The organism is Falsiroseomonas sp. CW058 (assembly GCF_050563535.1).
Lineage (GTDB): Bacteria > Pseudomonadota > Alphaproteobacteria > Acetobacterales > Acetobacteraceae > Falsiroseomonas.
The window spans coordinates 84760-103762 of the sequence record NZ_JBNXUO010000007.1 but is presented as its reverse complement, the minus strand read 5'-3'; the positions used below and the strand labels follow the sequence as shown (position 1 = coordinate 103762).

Genomic DNA, 19003 nt, shown 5'->3' with positions numbered 1-19003 from the left:
ACCGGGTTGCCCGCATGGTGAAGTCCGGGCTTCGGGGAGAACGGAGGGAAGACGATGTCCGCTGCGACACGACGCGACCTGATTCGTACCGGCGCCGGCCTTGCCGCCGCCGCGGCCATTCCCGGCAAGGCGGGCGCGCAGGCGCCGGTGCGCTGGGACATCTCCATTCCCTGGGGCCCGTCGGAGTTCCACACCCTCAACGCCCAGCGTTTCGCGGCCGAGGTGCGCGGCGCCACCAGTGGCGCCGTGCAGATGACGGTGCATCCGGGCGGCGCGCTCGGCGTGCGCGCGAACGAGACGGTGCGCGCTGTGGGCGACGGCGTGGTGCCGATGGCGGAATTCACCGCCTTCCAGAACGTGGGCGACCTGCCGATCCTCGGCATCGAGAGCATCCCCTTCCTGATCGCCAACTACGACGAGCTGGCGGTCATGCACTCCCTCGTCCGCCCGACTTGGGAGAGGGAGCTGGAGCGGCGGAACCAGACGGTGCTCTACATGTGCCCCTGGCCGACGCAGCTGTTCTACTTCAAGCGCCCGATCGCGACTGCGGCGGATCTCCGCGGCATCCGCATGCGCACCTATGACCGCGTGACGGCGGAGATGTGCACCCGGCTCGGCATGGTGCCGCAGCAGCTGACCAACCCGGACGTGGTGCCGGCGCTCGCCTCGGGCCGGATCGACGCGGTGATGACCAGCGGCACCACGGCGGTGGCGCAGCGATACTGGGAATTCCTGCGCCACGCCTATGTCACCAACCATCTCTGGGCCACGAACTTCATGGTGGTGAACAACGACGCCTGGCGCCGCCTGCCGCAGGCCACGCGCACGCAGGTCCAGGACCTGGCGAAGCGCCTGGAGCCGGAATTCTGGAACGTCTCGAAGGCCGAGCACGACACCCGCATGGGCGAGCTGCGGCAGAACGGCATGACGGTGGAGGAGCCTTCGCCCGCCCTGGTGCAGGCGTTGCGGCAGGCCACCGCGACGATGGGCGAGGAGTTCGTGCGCGCCAACCCGGCCGCGGGACCCATCCTCCAGCAGTTCCGCCAGCGCGTCGGCCGGGCGTGACGCCGGCGAACGATGCGCGCGCGGCGCCGCCGGCCCTGGCGGCGCTGCTGCGCGCCATCGACCTGGCCTGCGCGGCGGGCGCCTTCCTCGCCGCGCTGTCGGCCGCGGCGCTGGCGCTGATCCTGATCACGGAGGTGGTGGCGACCAGCTTCTTCGGCTGGTCACAGCCCTGGGCGGTGGAATACGCGATCTACCTGCAATGCTTCGTGCTGTTCTGCGGCGCGGGCTGGACGCTGCGCCAGGGCGGCCACATCCGGGTGGCGGTGGTGATGCAGGCCCTGCCGCCGGCTGCGGCGCGGCTGCTCGACATGGTCGGCACGGTCTTCGCGCTCGGCGTCACCGGCTTCGCAAGCTGGGCGCTGTGGCAGCAGCTGGTCCGCAGCGTCGAATTCGGCTCCACCAGCTTCTACCCCATGGGCACCCCGCTCTGGATCCCGCAGGGGCTGCTGACGGTGGGCATCACCCTGCTGGCGCTCGGCTTCCTCGCGCGCCTGGTACGGCTGGCGCTCCGCCAGCAGGCGGATCTCTCGGCGGGCCTGACCGGGGGCGGCGTGGAATGACCGGCCCGCTCCTCCTCGTCCTCGGGATGCTGTTCGCCACGCTGGCGGGGGGCGTCTGGGTCGGCGTGTCGCTGATGTCGATCGGCATCGTCGCGCTGGAGGTGTTCCGCGACATGCGGGTGGACCGCTTCCTGGCGGGCGACATCTGGTCCTCCTCCACCGCGGTCGAGCTCATCACCCTGCCGCTGTTCATCCTGATGGGGGAGCTGCTGTTCCACACCCGCCTGTCGGAGAACCTGTTCCGTGGCCTGTCGCCCTGGACGCGGCGGCTGCCGGGGCGGCTGGTGCATGTGAACGTGATGGGCTGCGCGCTGTTCGCCGCCGTCTCGGGCAGCAGCGCGGCGACGACGGCGACCGTCGGGCGCATCACGCTCGGCGAATTGCTGTCGCGCGGCTATGACCGGCGGCTGGCGGTGGGGTCGCTGGCCGGGGCGGGGACGCTCGGCTTCCTCATCCCGCCCTCGATCCCGATGATCGTCTATGGCGTCGTCGCCGACGTTTCCATCCTGGAACTGTTCATCGCCGGCCTCGTGCCGGGGGTGCTGCTGGCGGCGATGTTCATGGGCTGGATCGCCTTCCGGGCCTGGCTGGACCCTGCCCTGGTGCCGCCGCAGGAACCCGCCATCCCGCGGGCGGAGGCGCTGCGCGCGCTAGGCCAGCTCATCCCCATCGTGTTCCTCATCAGCTTCGTGATGGGCAGCCTGTATTTCGGCTTCGCCAGCATCACCGAGGCGGCGGCGATGGGCGTGCTCGGCGCGCTCATCGTCGCGCTGGCGCAGCGCACGCTGACCTGGCGCGGCCTGTGGCAGGCGCTGCTCGGCACGGTGCGGACCTGCTCGATGATCGGGCTGATCCTGGTGGGCGCGCTGTTCCTGTCGAAGGCGATGGCGCGGCTCGGCCTGCCGGCGGACATCGCGAACGCCATCCAGTCCTGGGGGCTCACGCCCTGGATGCTCATCGGCGTGCTGCTGCTGTTCTACCTGGCGCTGGGCTGCGTGCTGGACGGGCTGTCGGCCATCGTGATGACGCTGCCGGTCACCCTGCCGCTGGCGGTGGCGGCGGGGTTCGACCCCATCTGGTACGGCGTCTTCCTCATCATCACCATCGAGATGGCGCAGATCACGCCGCCGGTCGGGTTCAACCTGTTCGTCATCCAGGGCCTGACGAGGGAGGGCATCTTCCGCATCGCCGCCTATGCCTGGCCCTTCTGCGTCATCATGATGGTCTTCACCGGCGTCATCACCGCCTTCCCGGAGATCGTGACCTTCCTGCCGCATTCGACGCGCGGGGGATGAGCGCGGCCATCCGCCGCCACGGGATGCTGCTGATCGCCGCCGGGGCGCTGGGCGGCATCGCGGTGCCGGACCTCGCCGCCGCGACGCGGCCCCTGCTGCTGTGGATCTCGCTCGCCGTCATGGCGCTGGCGCTGCTGCGGGTGGAGCCGGCGGCGCTGGGCGGCGTGCTGCGGCACCCGCGCATGGCGGTGGTGCTGCTGCTGTGGGTCACCTTCGGCGTGCCGCTGCTGGTCTGGGCGGCGCTGGCGCCGCTGCTGCCGGCGGACAGCCCATACCTGGCCGCGGCGGTGCTGATCGCGGCGACGCCCTCGGTCATGTCGGCCGCCGTCTTCGCCATCCTGCTCGGCGCCGATGCCGCGCTGCTGACGGTGGTGGCCATCCCCTCCAACGCCTTCGCGCCGGCCTGGCTGCCGCTGGTGGCGGGGCTGATGGGCGTCTCGGCGCAGGTGGATCCGCGGGCCATGGCGCTGCGGCTGGCGCTGCTGGTCTTCGGCAGCTTCGGCGCCGCGGCCCTCGCCATCCGGCTGGTCGGCCGCCCCACGCTGCGGGCGCGGGCGCCGGCGATCGACACCTGGATCGTGCTGCTGGTCGTGGCCTCCGCCGTGCCCTGCATGGATGGCGTGGGCGCGGCGCTGGCGCAGCGACCGCTCGACTTCGCCGCGATGCTGGGCTTCGCGCTGGGCCTGAACCTGGCCTTGCAGGCGCTGGGCTATGCCGTCTTCGCCGCCGCCCCTGTCGCCGCGGCGCTGTCGGCCGGGCTGGTGACGGGCACGCGGAACATGGTGCTGCTGCTGGCCGCCATCGGCGCGCCGGGCGGCAGCGACCTGGGCCTGATCGTGGCGGCGGCGCAGCTTTCGCTGTTCGTCATGCCGGTGATGGTCGCGCCGGTCTATCGCGCGCTGCGGGCGCGCCGGGCGACCTGACCGCGCTCCGCGCGCCGGCGCCCCAACCGCGCTCCGCGCGGGGAGGACCGCTTGACCGGCGGGCGCGCAGGCGGCACAGGATTTGTCCGGACAAGTCCGCGCCCGCCCGAGGAGAGCAACCCCCATGGTCCAGACCCACAACGAGGTCGCCCCCAACCGCTTCCGCGAAAGCTACGGCCGCTTCTACGAGGATTTCGAGGTCGGCCACATCTATGAGCACCGGCCGAACCGGACCCTGACCGAGACGGAGAACACCTGGTTCACCCTGCTGACCATGAACCAGCACCCGATGCATTTCGACGTCGAATACGCGAAGCACAGCGAGTTCGGCCGCTGCATCATCGCCTCCCCCTTCACGGTCGCGGTGCTGGTGGGGATGAGCGTCAGCGACGTGTCCCAGAAGGCGATCGCCAATCTCGGCTGGAAGGAGATCAGGCTGACCCACCCGCTCTTCGCCGGCGACACGCTGACCGCCGAGAGCGAGGTGCTCGACAAGCGCGAGAGCAGGTCGCGCCCGAATGCCGGGATCGTCGGCGTGCGCACCCGCGGCTTCAACCAGGCGGGCGTGCTGGTCTGCGAGTTCGACCGCACGATGCTGATCGCCAAGCGCGGCTACGACGTCGAGAAGAAGGCGAACTACTGACGGGCGTTCAGCCGGACGCCTTCAGCACCGCGATGCCGGCGGCGATCAGCGCGACGCCGCCGATCCGCGCGGCGGTCGCAGGCTCGCCCAGCACCAGCATGCCGAAGGCGGCCGTGCCCACCGCGCCGATGCCGGTCCAGACCGCATAGGCCGTGCCCACCGGCAACGTGCGCAGCGCGAGGCCCAGCAGGGCGATGCTCGCCGCCATGGCCAGCACCGTCCAGACGCTGGGCCAGAGCCGGCTGAACCCCTCGCTCACCTTCAGCCCGATCGCCCAGCCCACCTCGAGCACCCCGGCCAGCACCAGCATCGCCCACGCCAAGACCCGTCTCCTCCTTCGTCGCCACGGCAGCGCATCCGCCGCGCGGGGGTTGCCCTGCCCCTCATCCGGACACCCCGGGCGCCGGCCGCAAGGAGGCGGAGCGTGGGACGCGGCAGGGCGGTAGGCCAGGATGGGGCGACGATCTGGGCCATGGCGCCGGATCAGGCTTTAGTCTTGCCGCCCGTCCCCTGGAGTCTCCCCCGCATGGACCGCTTCTTCCAGCTTTCCGAACGCGGCACCACGCCGCGCACCGAGGTCATGGCCGGCCTCGCGACCTATCTGACGATGGTCTACATCGTCGTGGTCAACCCTTCCATCATGGCCGCCGCGGGCATCGACCCCGGTGCCGCCTTCGTCGCGACCTGCCTTGCCGCCGCGATCGGCAGCGCGCTGATGGGGCTGCTGGCTAATTTCCCGATCGCGCTGGCGCCGGGCATGGGGCTGAACGCCTATTTCGCCTTCGCGGTGGTCGGCGCCATGGGCATCCCCTGGCAGGTGGCGCTGGGGGCGGTGTTCATCTCGGGGATGATCTTCTTCCTGGTGTCCGTGCTGAAGATCCGGGAATGGCTGGTGAACGGCATCCCGCTGTCGCTCAAGCTCGGCATCGCGGCGGGGATCGGCTTCTTCCTCGGGCTGATCGGACTCCGCGGCATGGGCCTGGTCGTGGCCAACCAGGCGACGCTGGTGGGGCTTGGCCCGTTGTCCGTCACCTCCACGCTGATCGCCTGCGCGGGCTTCGTCATCATCGCGGGGCTGGTGGCGCGCCGGGTGCCGGGGGCGATCGTGCTCGGCATCCTCGCCACCGCGCTGATCGGACTGCCCTTCGGGCTGACCAGCTTCAGGGGGATCGTCTCCGCCCCGCCCTCGCTGGCGCCGACCTTCCTGCAGATGGACTTGGCCGGCGCGCTGGGCGTGGGCCTGGTCGGTATCGTCTTCACCTTCTTCCTGGTGGACCTGCTCGACAACACCGGCACGCTGATCGCGACGACGCACCGGGCGGGGCTGATGCGGCGGGACGGCACGGTCCCCAATCTGGGCCGCGCGCTGACCGCGGATTCGGGCGGCGCGATGATCGGCGCCGCACTCGGCACCTCTACGACGGTGAGCTACATCGAGAGCGCGGCGGGCATCCAGGCGGGCGGCCGCACGGGGCTGACCGCGCTGACCGTGGCGGTGCTGTTCCTGCTGACGCTGTTCCTCGCGCCGCTCGCCACCTCCATCCCCGGCTTCGCCACCGCGCCGGCGCTGGTCTTCGTCGCCTGCCTGATGGCGAAGGGGCTGCAGGACATCGCCTGGGACGACGAGACGGAATACCTGCCCGCCATCGTCACCGCCCTGGCCATGCCCTTCACCTTCTCGATCGCGACCGGCATCGGGCTCGGCTTCCTGACCTATGCGCTGGTCAAGACGGTGGCCGGCCGCGCGGCCGAGGTGCATGGCGCGGTCTGGCTTCTGGCAGCGCTGTCAGCCGTGAAGTTCGCGCTGGCCTGAAGCGACGCGCGAAAAGGGCGCCGGGGGGTCTTCCCCCGGCGCCTGCCGCCTCCTGCGGCCGGGTGCCGCGCCGGGTGGGGCGCGGCACCAACCCGGTCAGACGATGTCCACCACGTCCTGCAGGTTGGCCAGCAGGTCAGCCTTGCTGACGCCGACGAGGGTGATGCTGTCGGCGCCGATGGTGATGACGGCGTTGCCGCTCGCCTCGCCGATATAGGGGACGAGGTCGGTCGGGTTGCTGATGCCCGTGCCGTTGATGCCGGAGCGGATCTCCAGCATGTCGTCGCCCAGGTTGAAGTCCAGGATCGTGTCCTGGCCGAAGCCGTTGTCGAAGTAGAAGACGTCCTGGCCGTCATTGCTGGTGCCGTAGGCGCCGGTGCCCTGGGCGTCGCCGCTCATCAGGCTGGTGCCGTCGCCGGTCAGCAGGTCGTTGCCGGCCCCGCCTTCGAGCGTGTCGTCCTGCTTGCCGCCGATCAACGCGTCGTTGCCGGCGCCGCCCGAAAGCAGGTCGTTGCTGTTGCCGCCGTCGAGGAAGTCGTTGCCGCCCTCGCCATACAGGCGGTCCTGCGCGGCCTGGCCGAAGACGGTGTCGTTGCCGGTGCCGGCATAGACCAGGTCCTTGCCCGACCCGGCATGGATGCCGTCATCCCCGCCGCCGCTGGAGATGGTGTCGTTGCCGTCCTTGGCCCAGATCCAGTCGCTGCGGTTGCCCTGGCCCGTGGTGTCGATCGTCTCGCTGCTGTCGGTGCCGTGGATGGAGGCGTAGCCGGACATTGGGGGGCTCCTGCGGGCGGGCTGCGGACGGGAACGCCGCTTTCATTGGGATGATTCCTATATTTTGGACAGTCTGCCCGTCAACGAAAAAATAGCCTCTGCGTATCGAATTGTCGTCTGTTACGGACGGTTTACGATTCTTGAGACGCGCCCGCGGGATCTCCGCCCTCAGCCCCAAGGCGGGCCGGATCGCAACATCCTGTTGAAATCGTTGGCAACCAATACCCTCCGCACGACCGGCGCCCTGGCCGACCCTGCCGCCACGCAGGGCACGAAGTCTTGACGATATCGTATCGTCTTATTTTTGAGACGGCCCTGAAGGTATCCCGGCCGCGGCAAGTTCGCGGTCCAGACGGCCCGTCAGCATCAGCCAGGCCATCCGCAGGTCGCTCCACAGCGACCACAGCGGGTGGCGGAAGGTCGCGGGCCGGTTCCGCTCCACCACCAGATGCGACCCCCAGGCCAGCCCGTATCCCACCGCCAGCCCGGCCGGAAGCCACGGCCACCAGCCGAACGCGACCGCCGCGACAACCAGCGCGACACCCGCCAGCGTGCCAACCGCATGCAGCCGCCGCGTCAGCGGGCGCGCATGTTCCCGCAGGTAGAAGGGCCAGAACTCGGCATAGGTGGCGATGCGGCCGGCGGACATGGAGGGAAGTTTAGCCTCCCCACCCCCACCGGTTCCAGCATCCAGATGGCCCGCTTCGCGCTTCCCCCCTGCCCCACTGGACTGCCATTTTGATCCCAATGCGACTTCCCACCGCCCTGACCCCCCTGCGCCACCCGGCCTTCCGGCTGCTGTGGCTGGCCAATCTCTGCTCCAACACCGGCATGTGGATGCAGAATACCGGCGCGGGCTGGCTGATGACGGAACTCGCCCCCTCGCCGCTGATGGTCAGCCTCGTGCAGGTCTCGGCCCTGCTGCCGGTCTTCCTGCTGGCCCTGCCCGCCGGCGCATTGGCCGATATCCTGGACCGCCGCCTCTACCTCATCGCCGCGCAGGCCTGGATGGCGCTCTGCGGCACGCTGCTGGCGGTGCTGACCTTCGCGGGCGTGCTCGGCGCCTGGGGATTGCTGGCGCTGACCTTCGCGATCGGCGCCGGCACCGCGATGAATTCCCCCGCCTGGGCCGCCACCACGCCCGAGGTCGTGCCCCGGCAGGACCTCACCCAGGCCATCGTGCTGAACGGCATCGGCTTCAACCTGACCCGCGCCATAGGCCCCGCGATCGGCGGCTTCACGGTCGCGCTGGCCGGGCCCGAGGCGACCTTCGCGCTCAACGCGCTGTCCTTCATCGTCGTCATCTTCGCCCTGGTCGCCTGGCGGCGGGAGGAACCGCGGCGGACGCTGCCGAAGGAACACTTCCTGTCGGCGATGCGCGCCGGCATCGGCTTCGTGCGCGCCAGCCCGCCGCTGCGCGCCACCATCATCCGCGGCTGCGTCTTCTTCGGCTTCCTCGCCGCGATCTGGGGGCTGCTGCCGCTGCTGGTGCGCGAACAGCTGCGCCTCGGCCCGGAGTGGTACGGGGCGACGCTGGCGGCGATGGGGGTCGGCGCGGTGACCGGCGGCTTCCTGCTGCCCGCGCTGCGCCGGCGGCTCGACCGCGGCGGGACGGTGGTGGCGGCCTGCATCCTGGGCGGCGCCTCGCTCGCGCTGCTCGGGCAGGCGGGGCACTGGTCGGTCGCGATCCTCGCCATGCTCGGCTTCGGCTTCGCCTGGATCGCCGGGGCCTCCACGCTCCAGGCCTCGGCGCAGCTGGCCGCACCGGCCTGGGTGCGGGCGCGGGCGATCGGCATCTACCAGCTCGGCACCTTCGGCGCGCTCGCGCTCGGCACCGCGCTTGGCGGCTGGGCGGGGGAGGTGTTCGGCCTCTCCCCCGCCCTCGGCGCCTTCGGGCTGGCCTGCGGCCTGGGCGCGGTGATGGTGCGCCACCTGTCGATCGAGCCGCCGGCCAGCCCGGCCCTTCCCGCCGGTCCCCCCGCCCCGGTGCCGAAGCCGGAACCCGCCGCCGCCGTGCTCGCCCCCCTCCTCACCGGCGAATCCGGGCGGGTGCTGGAGGTGGTCCGCTACGTCATCGATCCTGCCGACCGCGCCCGCTTCCTGGCGACCATGGCGGAAAGCCGCCATGTCCGCCTGCGCGCCGGGGCGCTGGCCTGGCAGCTCTACGAGGATGTGGCCCATCCCGAACGCTGGGTGGAATTGTGGGTGGTGGAGAGCTGGACCGACCACCTGCGCGAGGCCGACCGCCTGACCGAGCATGACCGCGCCGTCCTCGCCCGCGCCAACGCGCTGCACCGCGGCGATGCCCCGCCGGAGGCGGCGCGCTACCTCAACGTCATGCCGCCAGGGATCGGCTGATCGGATGCAACGCGACCCCGATGAACCACGTTGGGGCGCGGACGCAACGGAAGGGAGATCCCGCATGCCGAAATCCGAGGGCAAGCCCCGCACCCGGCTCGACCTGGCCGACAACGCGAAGAAGGCCTCCATCGAGGTGCTGCAGGGCGTGCTGACCGACAGCATCGACCTCTACAACAGCACCCGCCAGGCCCATTGGAACGTGAAGGGCCCGCAGTTCCACTCGCTGCACACCCTGTTCGAGACCTTCTACACCCAGATGGAGACCGACATCGACGAGATCGCCGAAAGGCTGGTCCAGCTCGGCGGCACGGCGATGGGCACCAGCCAGTCGGTCGCCGGCGGCACCCGCCTCGCGCCCTATCCGGCCGGCATCCGCCAGGGCTCGGAACACCTCCATGCCCTGCTGGAGCGGTACTGCGCCGCGGCCAGGACGGTGCGCGAAGGCATCGACGCCACCGACGAGGCGGGCGATGCCGACACCGCCGACCTGCTGACCGGCGTGTCGCGGAACCTCGACAAGGCCGTCTGGATGATGGAGGCGACGGCGGAGGGCTGATCCGGCGCCCCCACCCCGGCCGGGGCGCCATCCGTCACCGCGCGGGCAGACCCGGGCGGCTCAGCCCTGCAGCACGCCGATCCCGCGCAGCAGGCTGATCGCGAAGCTCGCGCCGACCAGGAGCACGCCGAGGAGCTGGCACCGCAACTGCCCGCTGCTCGGCCTCTCCAGCTTGTCCCGCAACCGTCCCTGCCAGCCCTGGAGATCCTTGCGGATCTGGCTCCGGACCGGGTCCTCGCCCCGGATCCGCGTCCGGCGCGCGCGTTCGAGGTCGCGCTTGACGAGGTAGTCCAGGAACCAGGGGATGGCCATCAGGAGGGACCCGAGGACACCCAGCGCGTCCTTCGCCAGGTCCCACAAGGCTTCAGGCCTTCGCGTCGAACCCGTGCCAGGTTTCCGCCACGCCCGCCTCGTGCCCGAGACTCTCGGCCGCGCTGAAGGCGTGGCCGTAGCGGTCCTGCATGCGGGAGGCAGGGAGGGCGGCGTTGAGCGTCGCGAAGAGCCGGATCAGCAGCGTCTCATCGGCCTGCGCCTCGACCACGCCGGACTCGATCGCGCGCAACTCCTCCGCGGGCAGGTCGAGCCGGCGCGCCAGCGCCTCCACCCCCAGGCCGGCGCGGCGGCGCGCGGCGCGCAGGCTGCCGCCAAGGCGCATGGCTGCGGGGGAATGACCTGCCGCCGCGAGTTGCTCGCGTTCCGCCGCCGGCAGGGACTCCAGCACCTCGACGGCGCTGGCGCCCATCGGCCGTGGAACTCCGCCCCGCCGGGCGCTCATGGTCATCACCGAACCCTTCCGAAGAAGCAGGCCTGCACGCGTTCGGCCGCCATGCGGGCAAGTTGCCCGGTCGTCAGCAACTCACCGCCCAGGTACAGGACGGTGACGACCGGCTCCCCGTCCATCGCGGGTGTCACCGAGTATAGCATGACGCACGAGTCGCGTTCTTCGCGGAAGACCTCAATGCCTCGTGGGTCGACGAATATGGGCAGCTGTCGCGGCCATGCCAGGAGGCCGCTGCGACGGCGAAGCCACCTTTCCCCGGCCCGGGCGCATTGGCGAAGAACCCAGTCCTTCTCCGGCGTCGACAGCAGCAGGAACTCGCCGGCGGCGAATTCTTCCTCGTCCGTCCGGAAAAAGAACACTTCCGTCAATACGGATCCGTCCTTCCTGTGCGCGGGCGAGTGAAGCCGCGACCGCTGCGACGCCAAGCCTTCGTCCGGCAGCAGACTACACGACGGCCGGGCACCGTCCACCTCGGCAGGGCCGGCCCGGCTCAGGTTGAACCCGCCGCCCCACGCCGCTATCTTGGCCCGGCGAGCGAGAACACAGCATGAACGATCTGTTTGGCCGCGGCCGGTCCCCCAAGCCTGCCGCCAAGGCCACGCCCAACTTCACCCCTGCCGACACCGGCTACTCCGCCAAGGACATCGAGGTCCTGGAGGGGCTGGAACCCGTGCGGCGCCGCCCGGGCATGTATATCGGCGGCACCGACGAGAATGCGCTGCACCACCTGGCGGCCGAGGTCATCGACAACGCCATGGACGAGGCGGTGGCCGGCCATGCCGACCGCATCGAGGTCACGCTCGAGCCCGGCAACTGGCTGACCGTGCGCGACAACGGCCGTGGCATCCCGGTGGACCCCCACCCCAAGTTCCCGAAGCTCTCCGCGCTGGAGGTGATCCTCACCACCCTCCACTCCGGCGGCAAGTTCTCGGGCAAGGCCTACGACACCTCGGGCGGCCTGCATGGCGTGGGCAGTTCCGTGGTGAACGCGCTGTCCGACCGGCTGGAGGTGGAGGTCGCGCGCGACCGCACCCTGTTCGCGCATGCGTTCGAGCGCGGGAAGCCCGTGCAGAAGCTGAAGAACATGGGCCCGATCCACAATCGCCGCGGCACCACGGTGCGCTTCCGCCCGGACCCCGAGATCTTCGGCAAGCAGGCCTTCTCCCCCGCCCGCCTGCACCGGCTCTGCCGGTCCAAGGCCTACCTGTTCCGCGGCGTGGAGATCCGCTGGTCCTGCGACCCGGCCCTGGTCGAGGGCACGGACACGCCGGCGGCCGCCACGCTGCATTTCCCGGGCGGCCTGCGGGACTTCCTCGCCGCCTCGATCGAGGGCCGCGCGGCGGTGGTCCCGGCCCCCTGGGCGGGGGAGGCGAGCTTCCCCGACGGCGCCGGCCGCGCGGAATGGGCGCTGACCTGGCTGGAGCAGGGCGAAGGCTTCCTTTCCACCTACGCCAACACCATCCCCACGCCGCAGGGCGGCACGCATGAGGCCGGGCTGCGCGCCGCGCTGGTGAAGGGGCTGCGCGCCTATGGCGAGCACCGCAAGGAACGCCGCGCGGCGAGCGTGACGGCGGAGGACGTGCTGGGCGGCCTTGCCGGGATGCTCAGCGTCTTCGTGCGGGACCCGCAGTTCCAGGGCCAGACCAAGGACAAGCTGACCAGCCCCGAAGCCGCGCGCCTGGTCGAGGCCGCGCTGCGCGACCATTTCGACCACTGGCTGGCCGGCGACCCCGCGACGGCGGACAACCTGCTCGCCTGGACCATCGAGCGCGCCGAGGAACGCATCCGCCGGCGCGACCAGAAGGACACGCCGCGGAAATCCGCCACCCGCAAGCTGCGCCTGCCCGGCAAGCTCGCCGACTGCTCGCGCGAGAGCGCGGAGGGGACGGAGCTGTTCCTGGTGGAGGGCGACAGCGCCGGCGGGTCCGCCAAGCAGGCGCGCGACCGCGAGACCCAGGCGGTGCTGCCCCTGCGCGGCAAGATCCTGAACGTGGCCAGCGCCTCGGCCGACAAGCTGCGGGCCAACCAGGAACTGAAGGACCTGATCGAGGCGCTGGGCTGCGGCGCGGGGGACCGTTTCGACGTGGCCCGCCTGCGCTATGGCCGCGTCGTCATCATGACCGATGCCGATGTGGACGGCGCCCATATCGCAGCCCTGCTGATGACCTTCTTCTACAAGGAATTCCCCGAGCTGGTCCGGCAGGAACGCCTGTTCCTGGCGCAGCCGCCGCTCTACCGCCTCCAGGCTCCGGGCAAGACGGTCTATGCCAGGGACGACGCCGACAAGGACCGGCTGATGAAGAAGGAATTCAAGGCGAACCAGAAGGTCGACGTCTCCCGCTTCAAGGGCCTGGGCGAGATGCCGCCCGCCTCGCTGAAGGAGACGACGATGGACCCGAGGCGGCGCACCCTGCTGAAGGTCGTCATGCCGCCCGAGGAACGCGCCCGCACCTCCGAACTGATCGAGGCGCTGATGGGCCGCCGCCCGGAACTCCGCTTCCGCTTCATCCAGGAGAATGCGGCGAAGCTCGACGACGAGGCGGTGGACGCCTGACACCGGCGCTTCCGCTGCGGCCACGGGTCCGCCGCGGCGGGCCCGTGGCCGCCAGGCGGCCCGGCCGGTATCCCGGCCGGGCCCCGCTCAGCCCTGGCCGCGCGCCGCCTGGGCGATGCCGATGACGAAGGGAATGGGGTCGACCGGCCGCACCTGGCGCGCCGGCGCCGTCACCTGCACCTTCAGGAAGCGGCCATCGGCGGTGCCGAGGCACAGCAGCGTCCGCACCTCCTGCCGGCCATAGGTGCCGGACAGCCGTGCGCAGCTCAGCGCCGGCCCGCCGGGGACGGGCAGCTCCGACCGCTCGCGTTCGGTGATCTGCTGGCTGGTGCGGGTGCCGGCCGTCGCGACGGCGTCGGCCACCGCGGCGGCGAATTCCCCCTGCACGCGGGGCGATGCCGGGTCGCCCGGCGTCACCGCCTGGCCACGGTCGTAGAGGCTGACCGTCGCCACCGCCGACCGGGCCGGCCCCGCATAGTCCACCGCGGCGCCGAGGCCGGGCGTGTCGCGTTCATGCCAGGCGGCATCGCCGCGGGTGAAGCCCGCGACATTCGCCGGCAGGCGGGCCACCGCCGCATCGAGCGGCAGGGCCGCCCCGCCGGGGCGCGTCCCCGGCCCCTCCCCCGGCCCGGGCGCGCAGGCCACCACGGTCAGGACGGGCAGGAGGAGGGCGGCGCGCATGGGTCAGCGGTTCCTGCGGATGAGGTTCAGCGTCAGGTCTGCCACCAGCGTCGCCACCATCGCGATGATCGCGACGTGGAAGATCGTGGCGAAGGCCCAGAGCCCCACCGGGAACACCCCCGGCAGCGCCATCCAGCCAAGCGGCAGCATCAGGTAGCCATAGGCTTCCGGCACGTTGTCCGCGACCTGATGCGTGCCCTCGAAGATCATCTGGGCGGCGACGTAGAGGATGATCAGCAGCCCCACCCAGGCGATCCAGCGGTGCCGGTCGAGCAGCCGCGCGATCAGCGTCGCCGCGATGCCCATCAGCACGACGCTGAAGGCCAGCCCGATGATGAGGATGTAGGGGTGGTCCTTCGCGGCGCCGGCCACCGCCAGCACGTTGTCGAGGCTCATCGAGACGTCGGCGACGAGGATCTGCGTGATCGCCTGGCGCAGCGTCTTGCGCTGCCCGCCCGCCTCGCCCTCGGCCGCCGCCAGCGCCTCGTCCGGGTCGCCATGGCCGCCGTCGCGCAGCTCGCGGTACATCTTCCAGCAGACCCAGAGCAGCAGCACGCCGCCCGCGAGGGTGATGCCGACGATGGACAGCAGCTGGACCGTGATCGAGGCGAAGGCGATGCGCATCACCGTCGCGGCGACGATGCCCCAGAAGATCGCCTTCTTCCGCTGCTCCGCCGGCAGGCCGGCTGCCGCCATGCCGACGACGATGGCGTTGTCGCCCGCCAGCACGATGTCGATGAGCAGAACCTGCCCGAGTGCGACGAGTTGCGGATAGAATGAAGAAAAATCCATGATCGGACAGCCCAGTTCCCGGTTTCCGCGCTCATGCGATTGGCACGGCAGGCTTGTCAACTGGCGCCTTTGCGCGCGATGAGGCGAGGGCGCGCACGACTGCGAACATGAACAGGACGACCGATGGTCCCCCGCTACAGCCGCCCCGAGATGACCGCCATCTGGTCGCCCGAGACACGTTTCCGCATCTGGTTCGACATCGAGGCGACCGCGGCCGAGGCGATGGCCGGGCTCGGCACCATTCCGCAGGAAGCGGCGCGCGCGATCCGCGAACGCGGCGCGCGGCGCGTGGCCGACATCACGCAGGCCGACCTCGACCGCATCGATGCGATCGAGCGCGAGACGCGCCATGACGTGATCGCCTTCCTCACCTGGCTCGGCGAGGGGATCGGCGAGGAGGCGCGCTTCATGCACCAGGGCATGACCTCCTCCGACGTGCTCGACACCTGCCTCGCGGTGCAGATGACTCGCGCGGCGGACCTGCTGGTCGCGGATGTGGACGCGCTGATCGAGGCGCTCCGCGCGCGCGCGGTCGAGTTCAAGCACACGCCGACCATCGGCCGCAGCCACGGTATCCACGCCGAGCCCACGACCTTCGGGCTGAAGCTGCTCGGCCACCTCGCGGAATTCCAGCGCAACCGCGCCCGCCTGGTCGCGGCGCGGGCCGAGGTCGCAACCTGCGCCATCAGCGGCCCGGTCGGCACCTTCGCCAGCGTCGACCCGCGGGTCGAGGCGCATGTGGCCGCGAAGCTCGGCCTGGCGGTGGAGCCGGTCTCCACCCAGGTCATCCCGCGCGACCGCCACGCCGCCTTCTTCTCGGCGCTCGGCGTCGTCGCCGCCGGGATCGAGCGGCTGGCGACCGAGGTCCGCCACCTCCAGCGCAGCGAGGTGCGGGAGGCGGAGGAGTTCTTCTCCGCCGGCCAGAAGGGCAGCAGCGCGATGCCCCACAAGCGCAACCCGGTGCTGAGCGAGAACCTCACCGGCCTCGCGCGCCTCGTGCGCGGCTACGTCATGCCGGCGCTGGAGAACGTGGCGCTCTGGCACGAGCGCGACATCAGCCATTCCAGCGTGGAGCGCGTGATCGGGCCGGACGCCACCATCGCGCTCGATTTCGCGCTGGCGCGGGCGACGGGGATGATGACGAAGCTCACGGTCCACCCGAAGCGGATGCGGCAGAACCTGGAATCCCTCGGCGGCGTCGTGCATTCGCAGAAGGTGCTGCTGGCGCTGACGCAGGCGGGGCTGTCGCGGGAGGCGAGCTACGCCGCCGTGCAGCGCGCGGCGATGGCGACCTGGACGATGCTGGGCGAGCCCGGCGCGCAGGATTTCCGCGCCAACCTGCTGGCCGATCCCGAGGTGGCGGCGAAGCTGGACGCCGCCGCCCTGGACGCCGCGATGGACCCGGCGCGCGACTTCCGCTTCGTGGAGGCAACCTTCGCCCGCGTGCTCGGTGCCTGACGGAACGGTCCGCCCTCATATTGCCCAGGTCTCGCCACAGGCCGTGCCTATATACGCGGGGCAAGGAGGATCAGGCGTCATGCGCATCCTGACCAGGCTGTTGCCGATGGTGGCCGCTGCCGGCCTGCTGGTCGGCGCCACGCAACCCGCCGCCGCGGAGGCCGCGGCCCGCGCCCCGGCCGATGCGGTGCGGCAGGTCGGCTACTGGTACGACCCGCCGCCGCGCTACGTGCCGGGCCCGCCGCCCTGGCGGCGCCATTACGCGCCGCCGCCGCCGGCCTATTACGGGCCGCCGCCGCGCCATTACTACGCGCCCCCGCCGCCGGCCTACTACGCGCCGCCGCCGCGCTACTACCGCCCGCCGCCCCCGCCGCCGGGCGTCGGGCTGTATTTCCGCTTCTGACCCGCCCCGGGGGGATGGGCTGAAGGGGCTGCCGGGCGGGGCTGCGGGTGGCAGGATGGCGGGGTGTGCACCGTCGTCATCCTCCATCGCCCCGGCCATCCCTGGCCGCTGCTTCTGGCCGCGAATCGCGACGAGCGCCTGGACCGCGCCTGGGACCCGCCGGCCGCCCATTGGCCCGGGCATCCGGGCGTGGTCGGCGGTCGGGACCGCAGCGGCGGCGGCAGCTGGATGGCGATGGGGGCGCGCGTCGTCGCCGCGGCGCTCAACCGGCCCGGCAGCCTCGGCCCCGCCCCCGGCAAGCGGTCGCGCGGGGTGCTGCCGCTGATCGCGGCCTCGGCGCCTTCGGCGGCGGCGGCGGTGCGGCATCTCGTCGCCCTCGACGCAGGGGAATGGCGCCCCTTCAACCTGGTGGTCGCCGATCGGGACCGCGCGGTCTTCCTCCGCGGCCTCGGGCACGGCCATCCGGAGGCACTCGGCCTCCCGGCGGGGGTCCACATGGTCACCGCCCATGACCCGGACGACCCGGCGAGCCCCCGCATCCGCCGCCACCTGCCCCACTTCCGCGCGGCGCCCGCGCCCGACCCCGCGACCGGGGACTGGGCGGCCTGGGAAGCCCTGCTGGCCGATGACAGCACCGGCCCGGACGGCATCGCCGATGCGCTCCGCGTGCCCCCGGTGGAGGGGTTCGGCACCGTCTCGGCCAGCCTCGCGGCGCTGGGCGCGGACGGGTCGCGGAGCTGGCGCTTCTGCCCCGGCCCGGCCGGGACCGCGCCGTTCCGTCCGGTGGCCCTGCCCGGCTGAGGCGGGCCCTGCCCTACGCCGCCGGCACGTCTGCCCCCTGCCGGCGGCGTGGCGGCCCCCCGAAACCCCTGCTATAGCGACCCCCCGCCCGGGGCCCTGTGGCCCTGCGGCTTCGCGCGTCCCACCCCCCGGGTCCGCGGCACCGAGGAGTTCCTGCACCATGGCGCGCCGCCGTCAGCTCTACGAGGGCAAGGCCAAGATCCTGTTCGAGGGGCCCGAGCCCGGCACCCTGGTGCAGTACTTCAAGGACGATGCCACCGCCTTCAACGCGCAGAAGAAGGGCACGATCACCGGCAAGGGCGTGCTGAACAACCGTATCAGCGAATACCTGATGATGCGCCTGCACGAGATCGGCGTGCCCACCCACTTCATCCGCCGCCTGAACATGCGCGAACAGCTGATCCGCGAGGTGGAGATCATCCCGCTGGAGGTGGTGATCCGCAACGTGGCGGCCGGCAGCCTCTCCACCCGGCTCGGCATCCAGGAAGGCACGCGGCTGCCGCGCTCCATCCTCGAATACTACTACAAGAACGACGCGCTCGGCGACCCGATGGTCAGCGAGGAGCACGTCACCTGCTTCGGCTGGGCCTCCACCCAGGACCTCGACGACATCGTGGCGCTGGCGCTGCGCGTGAACGACTTCCTGACGGGCCTCTTCCTCGGCGTCGGCATCACGCTGGTGGACTTCAAGCTGGAATTCGGCCGCCTCTACGAGAACGAGGAGATGCGGATCGTCCTCGCCGACGAGATCAGCCCCGACAACTGCCGCCTGTGGGACGTGAAGACCGGCGAGAAGATGGACAAGGACCGCTTCCGCCGCGACCTCGGCAAGGTCGAGGAGGGCTACCAGGAAGTGGCCCGCCGCCTCGGCATCCTGCCCGAGGCGGGGGTGCGGGACATGAAGGGGCCGGAGACGGTCCAGTGAGCCGCGGACAGGCGGAGCGGAGGTCCGGACGATGAAGGCGCGCGTCTATGTGATGCCGAAGGCGGGCGTGCTCGACCCGCAGGGCAAGGCCATCGGCCATGCGCTCGAAGGCCTCGGCTTCGCCGGGGTGGGCGAGGTGCGGGCGGGCAAGGTGATCGAGCTCGACCTCGCCGAGACGGATGCCGCGAAGGCGCGCGCCGCCGCCGAGGAGATGGCGCGCCGCCTGCTCGCCAACACCGTGATCGAGAGCTTCCGGGTGGAGCTGGTCTAGCCCGCCATGGTGAAGGCCTCGCTCCTCGTCATGGCGATCCTCACGGTGCTGATCGCCATGGGGCTGCGCTGGCGCGAGGGACGGGCGCCGCAGGTGGCTGCCCGCAACCGGCTCGACCTGCTGGCGCGCGGCAAGAAGGGGCTCGACCGCTGGGTGACCGCCGCGGCGCTGGCCGCGGTCTTCACGCTGCTGGTGGCCGGCGGGCTGCACTGGCTGCGCGTCTGGATCGGCTAGGGGCGGGCGGCGGGATGCAGGCGCTCGCCGACCTGCCGCGCGCGATCCCCGCGGCCGGGCCGTCATGGCCGGGGCCGATCCCGGCACTTCCCGCAGCGGCCGCCCCGGCCGCC

Annotated in this window: 22 protein-coding genes and 1 pseudogene; 15 read left to right on the top strand and 8 right to left on the bottom strand. The window is 71.6% G+C overall.

The annotated features are described in order from the left end of the window. Positions 1–54 precede the first annotated feature (54 nt). The 5 genes from ACK8OX_RS08295 (at position 55) to ACK8OX_RS08275 (ending at position 4486) form a co-directional block, all read left to right on the top strand. The gene (locus tag ACK8OX_RS08295; RefSeq protein ID WP_430663508.1) at positions 55–1065 is read left to right on the top strand and encodes a TRAP transporter substrate-binding protein; all 1011 of its coding nucleotides are present in this window, start codon (positions 55–57) and stop codon (positions 1063–1065) included. Next, positions 1062–1625: a TRAP transporter small permease subunit gene (locus ACK8OX_RS08290; RefSeq protein WP_430663507.1), complete on the top strand. Its 564-nt coding sequence runs from the start codon at positions 1062–1064 to the stop codon at positions 1623–1625. The genes ACK8OX_RS08295 and ACK8OX_RS08290 overlap by 4 nt, the downstream gene beginning before the upstream one ends. Continuing rightward, positions 1622–2920: a TRAP transporter large permease gene (locus ACK8OX_RS08285; protein ID WP_430663506.1), complete on the top strand. Its 1299-nt coding sequence runs from the start codon at positions 1622–1624 to the stop codon at positions 2918–2920. Before ACK8OX_RS08290 ends, ACK8OX_RS08285 begins: the two co-directional genes overlap by 4 nt. Further along, positions 2917–3843 carry a hypothetical protein gene (locus tag ACK8OX_RS08280; RefSeq protein ID WP_430663505.1) on the top strand — a complete coding sequence of 309 codons (927 nt, stop codon included), beginning with the start codon at positions 2917–2919 and terminating at the stop codon, positions 3841–3843. Before ACK8OX_RS08285 ends, ACK8OX_RS08280 begins: the two co-directional genes overlap by 4 nt. Before the next feature lie 124 nt (positions 3844–3967). Continuing rightward, entirely contained in the window at positions 3968–4486 is a 519-nt protein-coding gene (locus ACK8OX_RS08275; RefSeq protein WP_430663504.1) for a MaoC family dehydratase, read from the top strand. A 7-nt stretch (positions 4487–4493) separates the two neighbouring features. On the opposite strand, the gene ACK8OX_RS08270 is transcribed toward ACK8OX_RS08275, so the two are convergent. Beyond that, entirely contained in the window at positions 4494–4808 is a 315-nt protein-coding gene (locus tag ACK8OX_RS08270; protein ID WP_430663503.1) for a DMT family transporter, read from the bottom strand. Positions 4809–5012: 204 nt separating this feature from the next. On the opposite strand from ACK8OX_RS08270, the gene ACK8OX_RS08265 reads away from it, so the two are divergent. Then, entirely contained in the window at positions 5013–6299 is a 1287-nt protein-coding gene (locus ACK8OX_RS08265) for an NCS2 family permease (RefSeq protein WP_430663502.1), read from the top strand. Positions 6300–6395: 96 nt separating this feature from the next. Here the strand turns inward: ACK8OX_RS08265 and ACK8OX_RS08260 are convergent, their stop codons facing one another. Further along, positions 6396–7073 carry a calcium-binding protein gene (locus ACK8OX_RS08260; RefSeq protein WP_430663501.1) on the bottom strand — a complete coding sequence of 226 codons (678 nt, stop codon included), beginning with the start codon at positions 7071–7073 and terminating at the stop codon, positions 6396–6398. Positions 7074–7371: 298 nt separating this feature from the next. Then, the gene (locus ACK8OX_RS08255) at positions 7372–7722 is read right to left on the bottom strand and encodes an Mpo1-like protein (protein WP_430663499.1); all 351 of its coding nucleotides are present in this window, start codon (positions 7720–7722) and stop codon (positions 7372–7374) included. Between the two features lie 98 nt (positions 7723–7820). On the opposite strand from ACK8OX_RS08255, the gene ACK8OX_RS08250 reads away from it, so the two are divergent. Both ACK8OX_RS08250 and dps read left to right on the top strand, forming a co-directional pair. Beyond that, positions 7821–9431, top strand: a complete 1611-nt coding sequence (locus ACK8OX_RS08250) for an MFS transporter (RefSeq protein WP_430663498.1) — start codon at positions 7821–7823, stop codon at positions 9429–9431. 64 nt (positions 9432–9495) lie between these two features. Then, positions 9496–9990: a DNA starvation/stationary phase protection protein Dps gene (gene dps / locus ACK8OX_RS08245; RefSeq protein ID WP_430663496.1), complete on the top strand. Its 495-nt coding sequence runs from the start codon at positions 9496–9498 to the stop codon at positions 9988–9990. A gap of 60 nt (positions 9991–10050) precedes the next feature. On the opposite strand, the gene ACK8OX_RS08240 is transcribed toward dps, so the two are convergent. Genes ACK8OX_RS08240 through ACK8OX_RS08230 form a run of 3 tightly spaced genes read right to left on the bottom strand, consistent with a single transcriptional unit; the run spans position 10051 to position 11139 of the window. Beyond that, complete coding sequence (locus ACK8OX_RS08240) at positions 10051–10302, bottom strand: hypothetical protein (RefSeq protein ID WP_430663495.1); 252 nt, start codon at positions 10300–10302, stop codon at positions 10051–10053. A gap of 52 nt (positions 10303–10354) precedes the next feature. Next, on the bottom strand, positions 10355–10732 hold the full coding sequence (locus tag ACK8OX_RS08235) for a helix-turn-helix domain-containing protein (protein WP_430663494.1): 378 nt from the start codon (positions 10730–10732) through the stop codon (positions 10355–10357). Positions 10733–10770: 38 nt separating this feature from the next. Then, on the bottom strand, positions 10771–11139 hold the full coding sequence (locus ACK8OX_RS08230; protein WP_430663493.1) for a hypothetical protein: 369 nt from the start codon (positions 11137–11139) through the stop codon (positions 10771–10773). Positions 11140–11318: 179 nt separating this feature from the next. Here ACK8OX_RS08230 and parE point away from each other — a divergent pair, with 179 nt between their 5' ends. Continuing rightward, a complete protein-coding gene (parE, locus tag ACK8OX_RS08225; RefSeq protein WP_430663492.1) occupies positions 11319–13325 on the top strand; it encodes a DNA topoisomerase IV subunit B in 2007 nt (668 codons plus the stop codon). 87 nt (positions 13326–13412) lie between these two features. Here parE and ACK8OX_RS08220 read toward each other — a convergent pair whose 3' ends face one another. After that, the gene (locus tag ACK8OX_RS08220; RefSeq protein WP_430663491.1) at positions 13413–14006 is read right to left on the bottom strand and encodes a hypothetical protein; all 594 of its coding nucleotides are present in this window, start codon (positions 14004–14006) and stop codon (positions 13413–13415) included. Positions 14007–14174: 168 nt separating this feature from the next. Next, a pseudogene (locus ACK8OX_RS08215) lies at positions 14175–14798 on the bottom strand (TerC family protein); the annotation flags it as partial. Positions 14799–14921: 123 nt separating this feature from the next. Between ACK8OX_RS08215 and purB the strand changes: the two are divergent. The 6 genes from purB (at position 14922) to ACK8OX_RS08185 (ending at position 18890) form a co-directional block, all read left to right on the top strand. Continuing rightward, the gene (purB, locus tag ACK8OX_RS08210) at positions 14922–16256 is read left to right on the top strand and encodes an adenylosuccinate lyase (protein WP_430663490.1); all 1335 of its coding nucleotides are present in this window, start codon (positions 14922–14924) and stop codon (positions 16254–16256) included. 79 nt (positions 16257–16335) lie between these two features. After that, positions 16336–16659, top strand: a complete 324-nt coding sequence (locus ACK8OX_RS08205; RefSeq protein ID WP_430663488.1) for a hypothetical protein — start codon at positions 16336–16338, stop codon at positions 16657–16659. A 63-nt stretch (positions 16660–16722) separates the two neighbouring features. Further along, positions 16723–17460, top strand: coding sequence for an NRDE family protein (locus ACK8OX_RS08200; RefSeq protein WP_430663487.1), 738 nt, complete (start codon positions 16723–16725; stop codon positions 17458–17460). Positions 17461–17620: 160 nt separating this feature from the next. Beyond that, positions 17621–18385: a phosphoribosylaminoimidazolesuccinocarboxamide synthase gene (purC, locus tag ACK8OX_RS08195; protein WP_430663486.1), complete on the top strand. Its 765-nt coding sequence runs from the start codon at positions 17621–17623 to the stop codon at positions 18383–18385. Positions 18386–18416: 31 nt separating this feature from the next. Then, on the top strand, positions 18417–18656 hold the full coding sequence (gene purS / locus ACK8OX_RS08190) for a phosphoribosylformylglycinamidine synthase subunit PurS (protein WP_430663485.1): 240 nt from the start codon (positions 18417–18419) through the stop codon (positions 18654–18656). A gap of 6 nt (positions 18657–18662) precedes the next feature. Continuing rightward, positions 18663–18890, top strand: coding sequence for a hypothetical protein (locus ACK8OX_RS08185; protein ID WP_430663483.1), 228 nt, complete (start codon positions 18663–18665; stop codon positions 18888–18890). Positions 18891–19003 lie beyond the last annotated feature (113 nt).

What these genes read in the sequence shown, in the direction of transcription:
- purC (WP_430663486.1), top strand. Translation starts at nt 17,621, where the DNA reads ATGGCGCGCCGCCGTCAGCTCTACGAGGGCAAGGCCAAGATCCTGTTC.
- dps (WP_430663496.1), top strand. Translation starts at nt 9,496, where the DNA reads ATGCCGAAATCCGAGGGCAAGCCCCGCACCCGGCTCGACCTGGCCGAC.
- purB (WP_430663490.1), top strand. Translation starts at nt 14,922, where the DNA reads ATGGTCCCCCGCTACAGCCGCCCCGAGATGACCGCCATCTGGTCGCCC.
- ACK8OX_RS08285 (WP_430663506.1), top strand. Translation starts at nt 1,622, where the DNA reads ATGACCGGCCCGCTCCTCCTCGTCCTCGGGATGCTGTTCGCCACGCTG.
- purS (WP_430663485.1), top strand. Translation starts at nt 18,417, where the DNA reads ATGAAGGCGCGCGTCTATGTGATGCCGAAGGCGGGCGTGCTCGACCCG.
- parE (WP_430663492.1), top strand. Translation starts at nt 11,319, where the DNA reads ATGAACGATCTGTTTGGCCGCGGCCGGTCCCCCAAGCCTGCCGCCAAG.
- ACK8OX_RS08255 (WP_430663499.1), bottom strand. Translation starts at nt 7,722, where the DNA reads ATGTCCGCCGGCCGCATCGCCACCTATGCCGAGTTCTGGCCCTTCTAC.
- ACK8OX_RS08260 (WP_430663501.1), bottom strand. Translation starts at nt 7,073, where the DNA reads ATGTCCGGCTACGCCTCCATCCACGGCACCGACAGCAGCGAGACGATC.
- ACK8OX_RS08250 (WP_430663498.1), top strand. Translation starts at nt 7,821, where the DNA reads ATGCGACTTCCCACCGCCCTGACCCCCCTGCGCCACCCGGCCTTCCGG.
- ACK8OX_RS08275 (WP_430663504.1), top strand. Translation starts at nt 3,968, where the DNA reads ATGGTCCAGACCCACAACGAGGTCGCCCCCAACCGCTTCCGCGAAAGC.
- ACK8OX_RS08240 (WP_430663495.1), bottom strand. Translation starts at nt 10,302, where the DNA reads ATGGCCATCCCCTGGTTCCTGGACTACCTCGTCAAGCGCGACCTCGAA.
- ACK8OX_RS08265 (WP_430663502.1), top strand. Translation starts at nt 5,013, where the DNA reads ATGGACCGCTTCTTCCAGCTTTCCGAACGCGGCACCACGCCGCGCACC.
- ACK8OX_RS08280 (WP_430663505.1), top strand. Translation starts at nt 2,917, where the DNA reads ATGAGCGCGGCCATCCGCCGCCACGGGATGCTGCTGATCGCCGCCGGG.
- ACK8OX_RS08220 (WP_430663491.1), bottom strand. Translation starts at nt 14,006, where the DNA reads ATGCGCGCCGCCCTCCTCCTGCCCGTCCTGACCGTGGTGGCCTGCGCG.
- ACK8OX_RS08205 (WP_430663488.1), top strand. Translation starts at nt 16,336, where the DNA reads ATGCGCATCCTGACCAGGCTGTTGCCGATGGTGGCCGCTGCCGGCCTG.
- ACK8OX_RS08235 (WP_430663494.1), bottom strand. Translation starts at nt 10,732, where the DNA reads ATGGGCGCCAGCGCCGTCGAGGTGCTGGAGTCCCTGCCGGCGGCGGAA.
- ACK8OX_RS08185 (WP_430663483.1), top strand. Translation starts at nt 18,663, where the DNA reads ATGGTGAAGGCCTCGCTCCTCGTCATGGCGATCCTCACGGTGCTGATC.
- ACK8OX_RS08295 (WP_430663508.1), top strand. Translation starts at nt 55, where the DNA reads ATGTCCGCTGCGACACGACGCGACCTGATTCGTACCGGCGCCGGCCTT.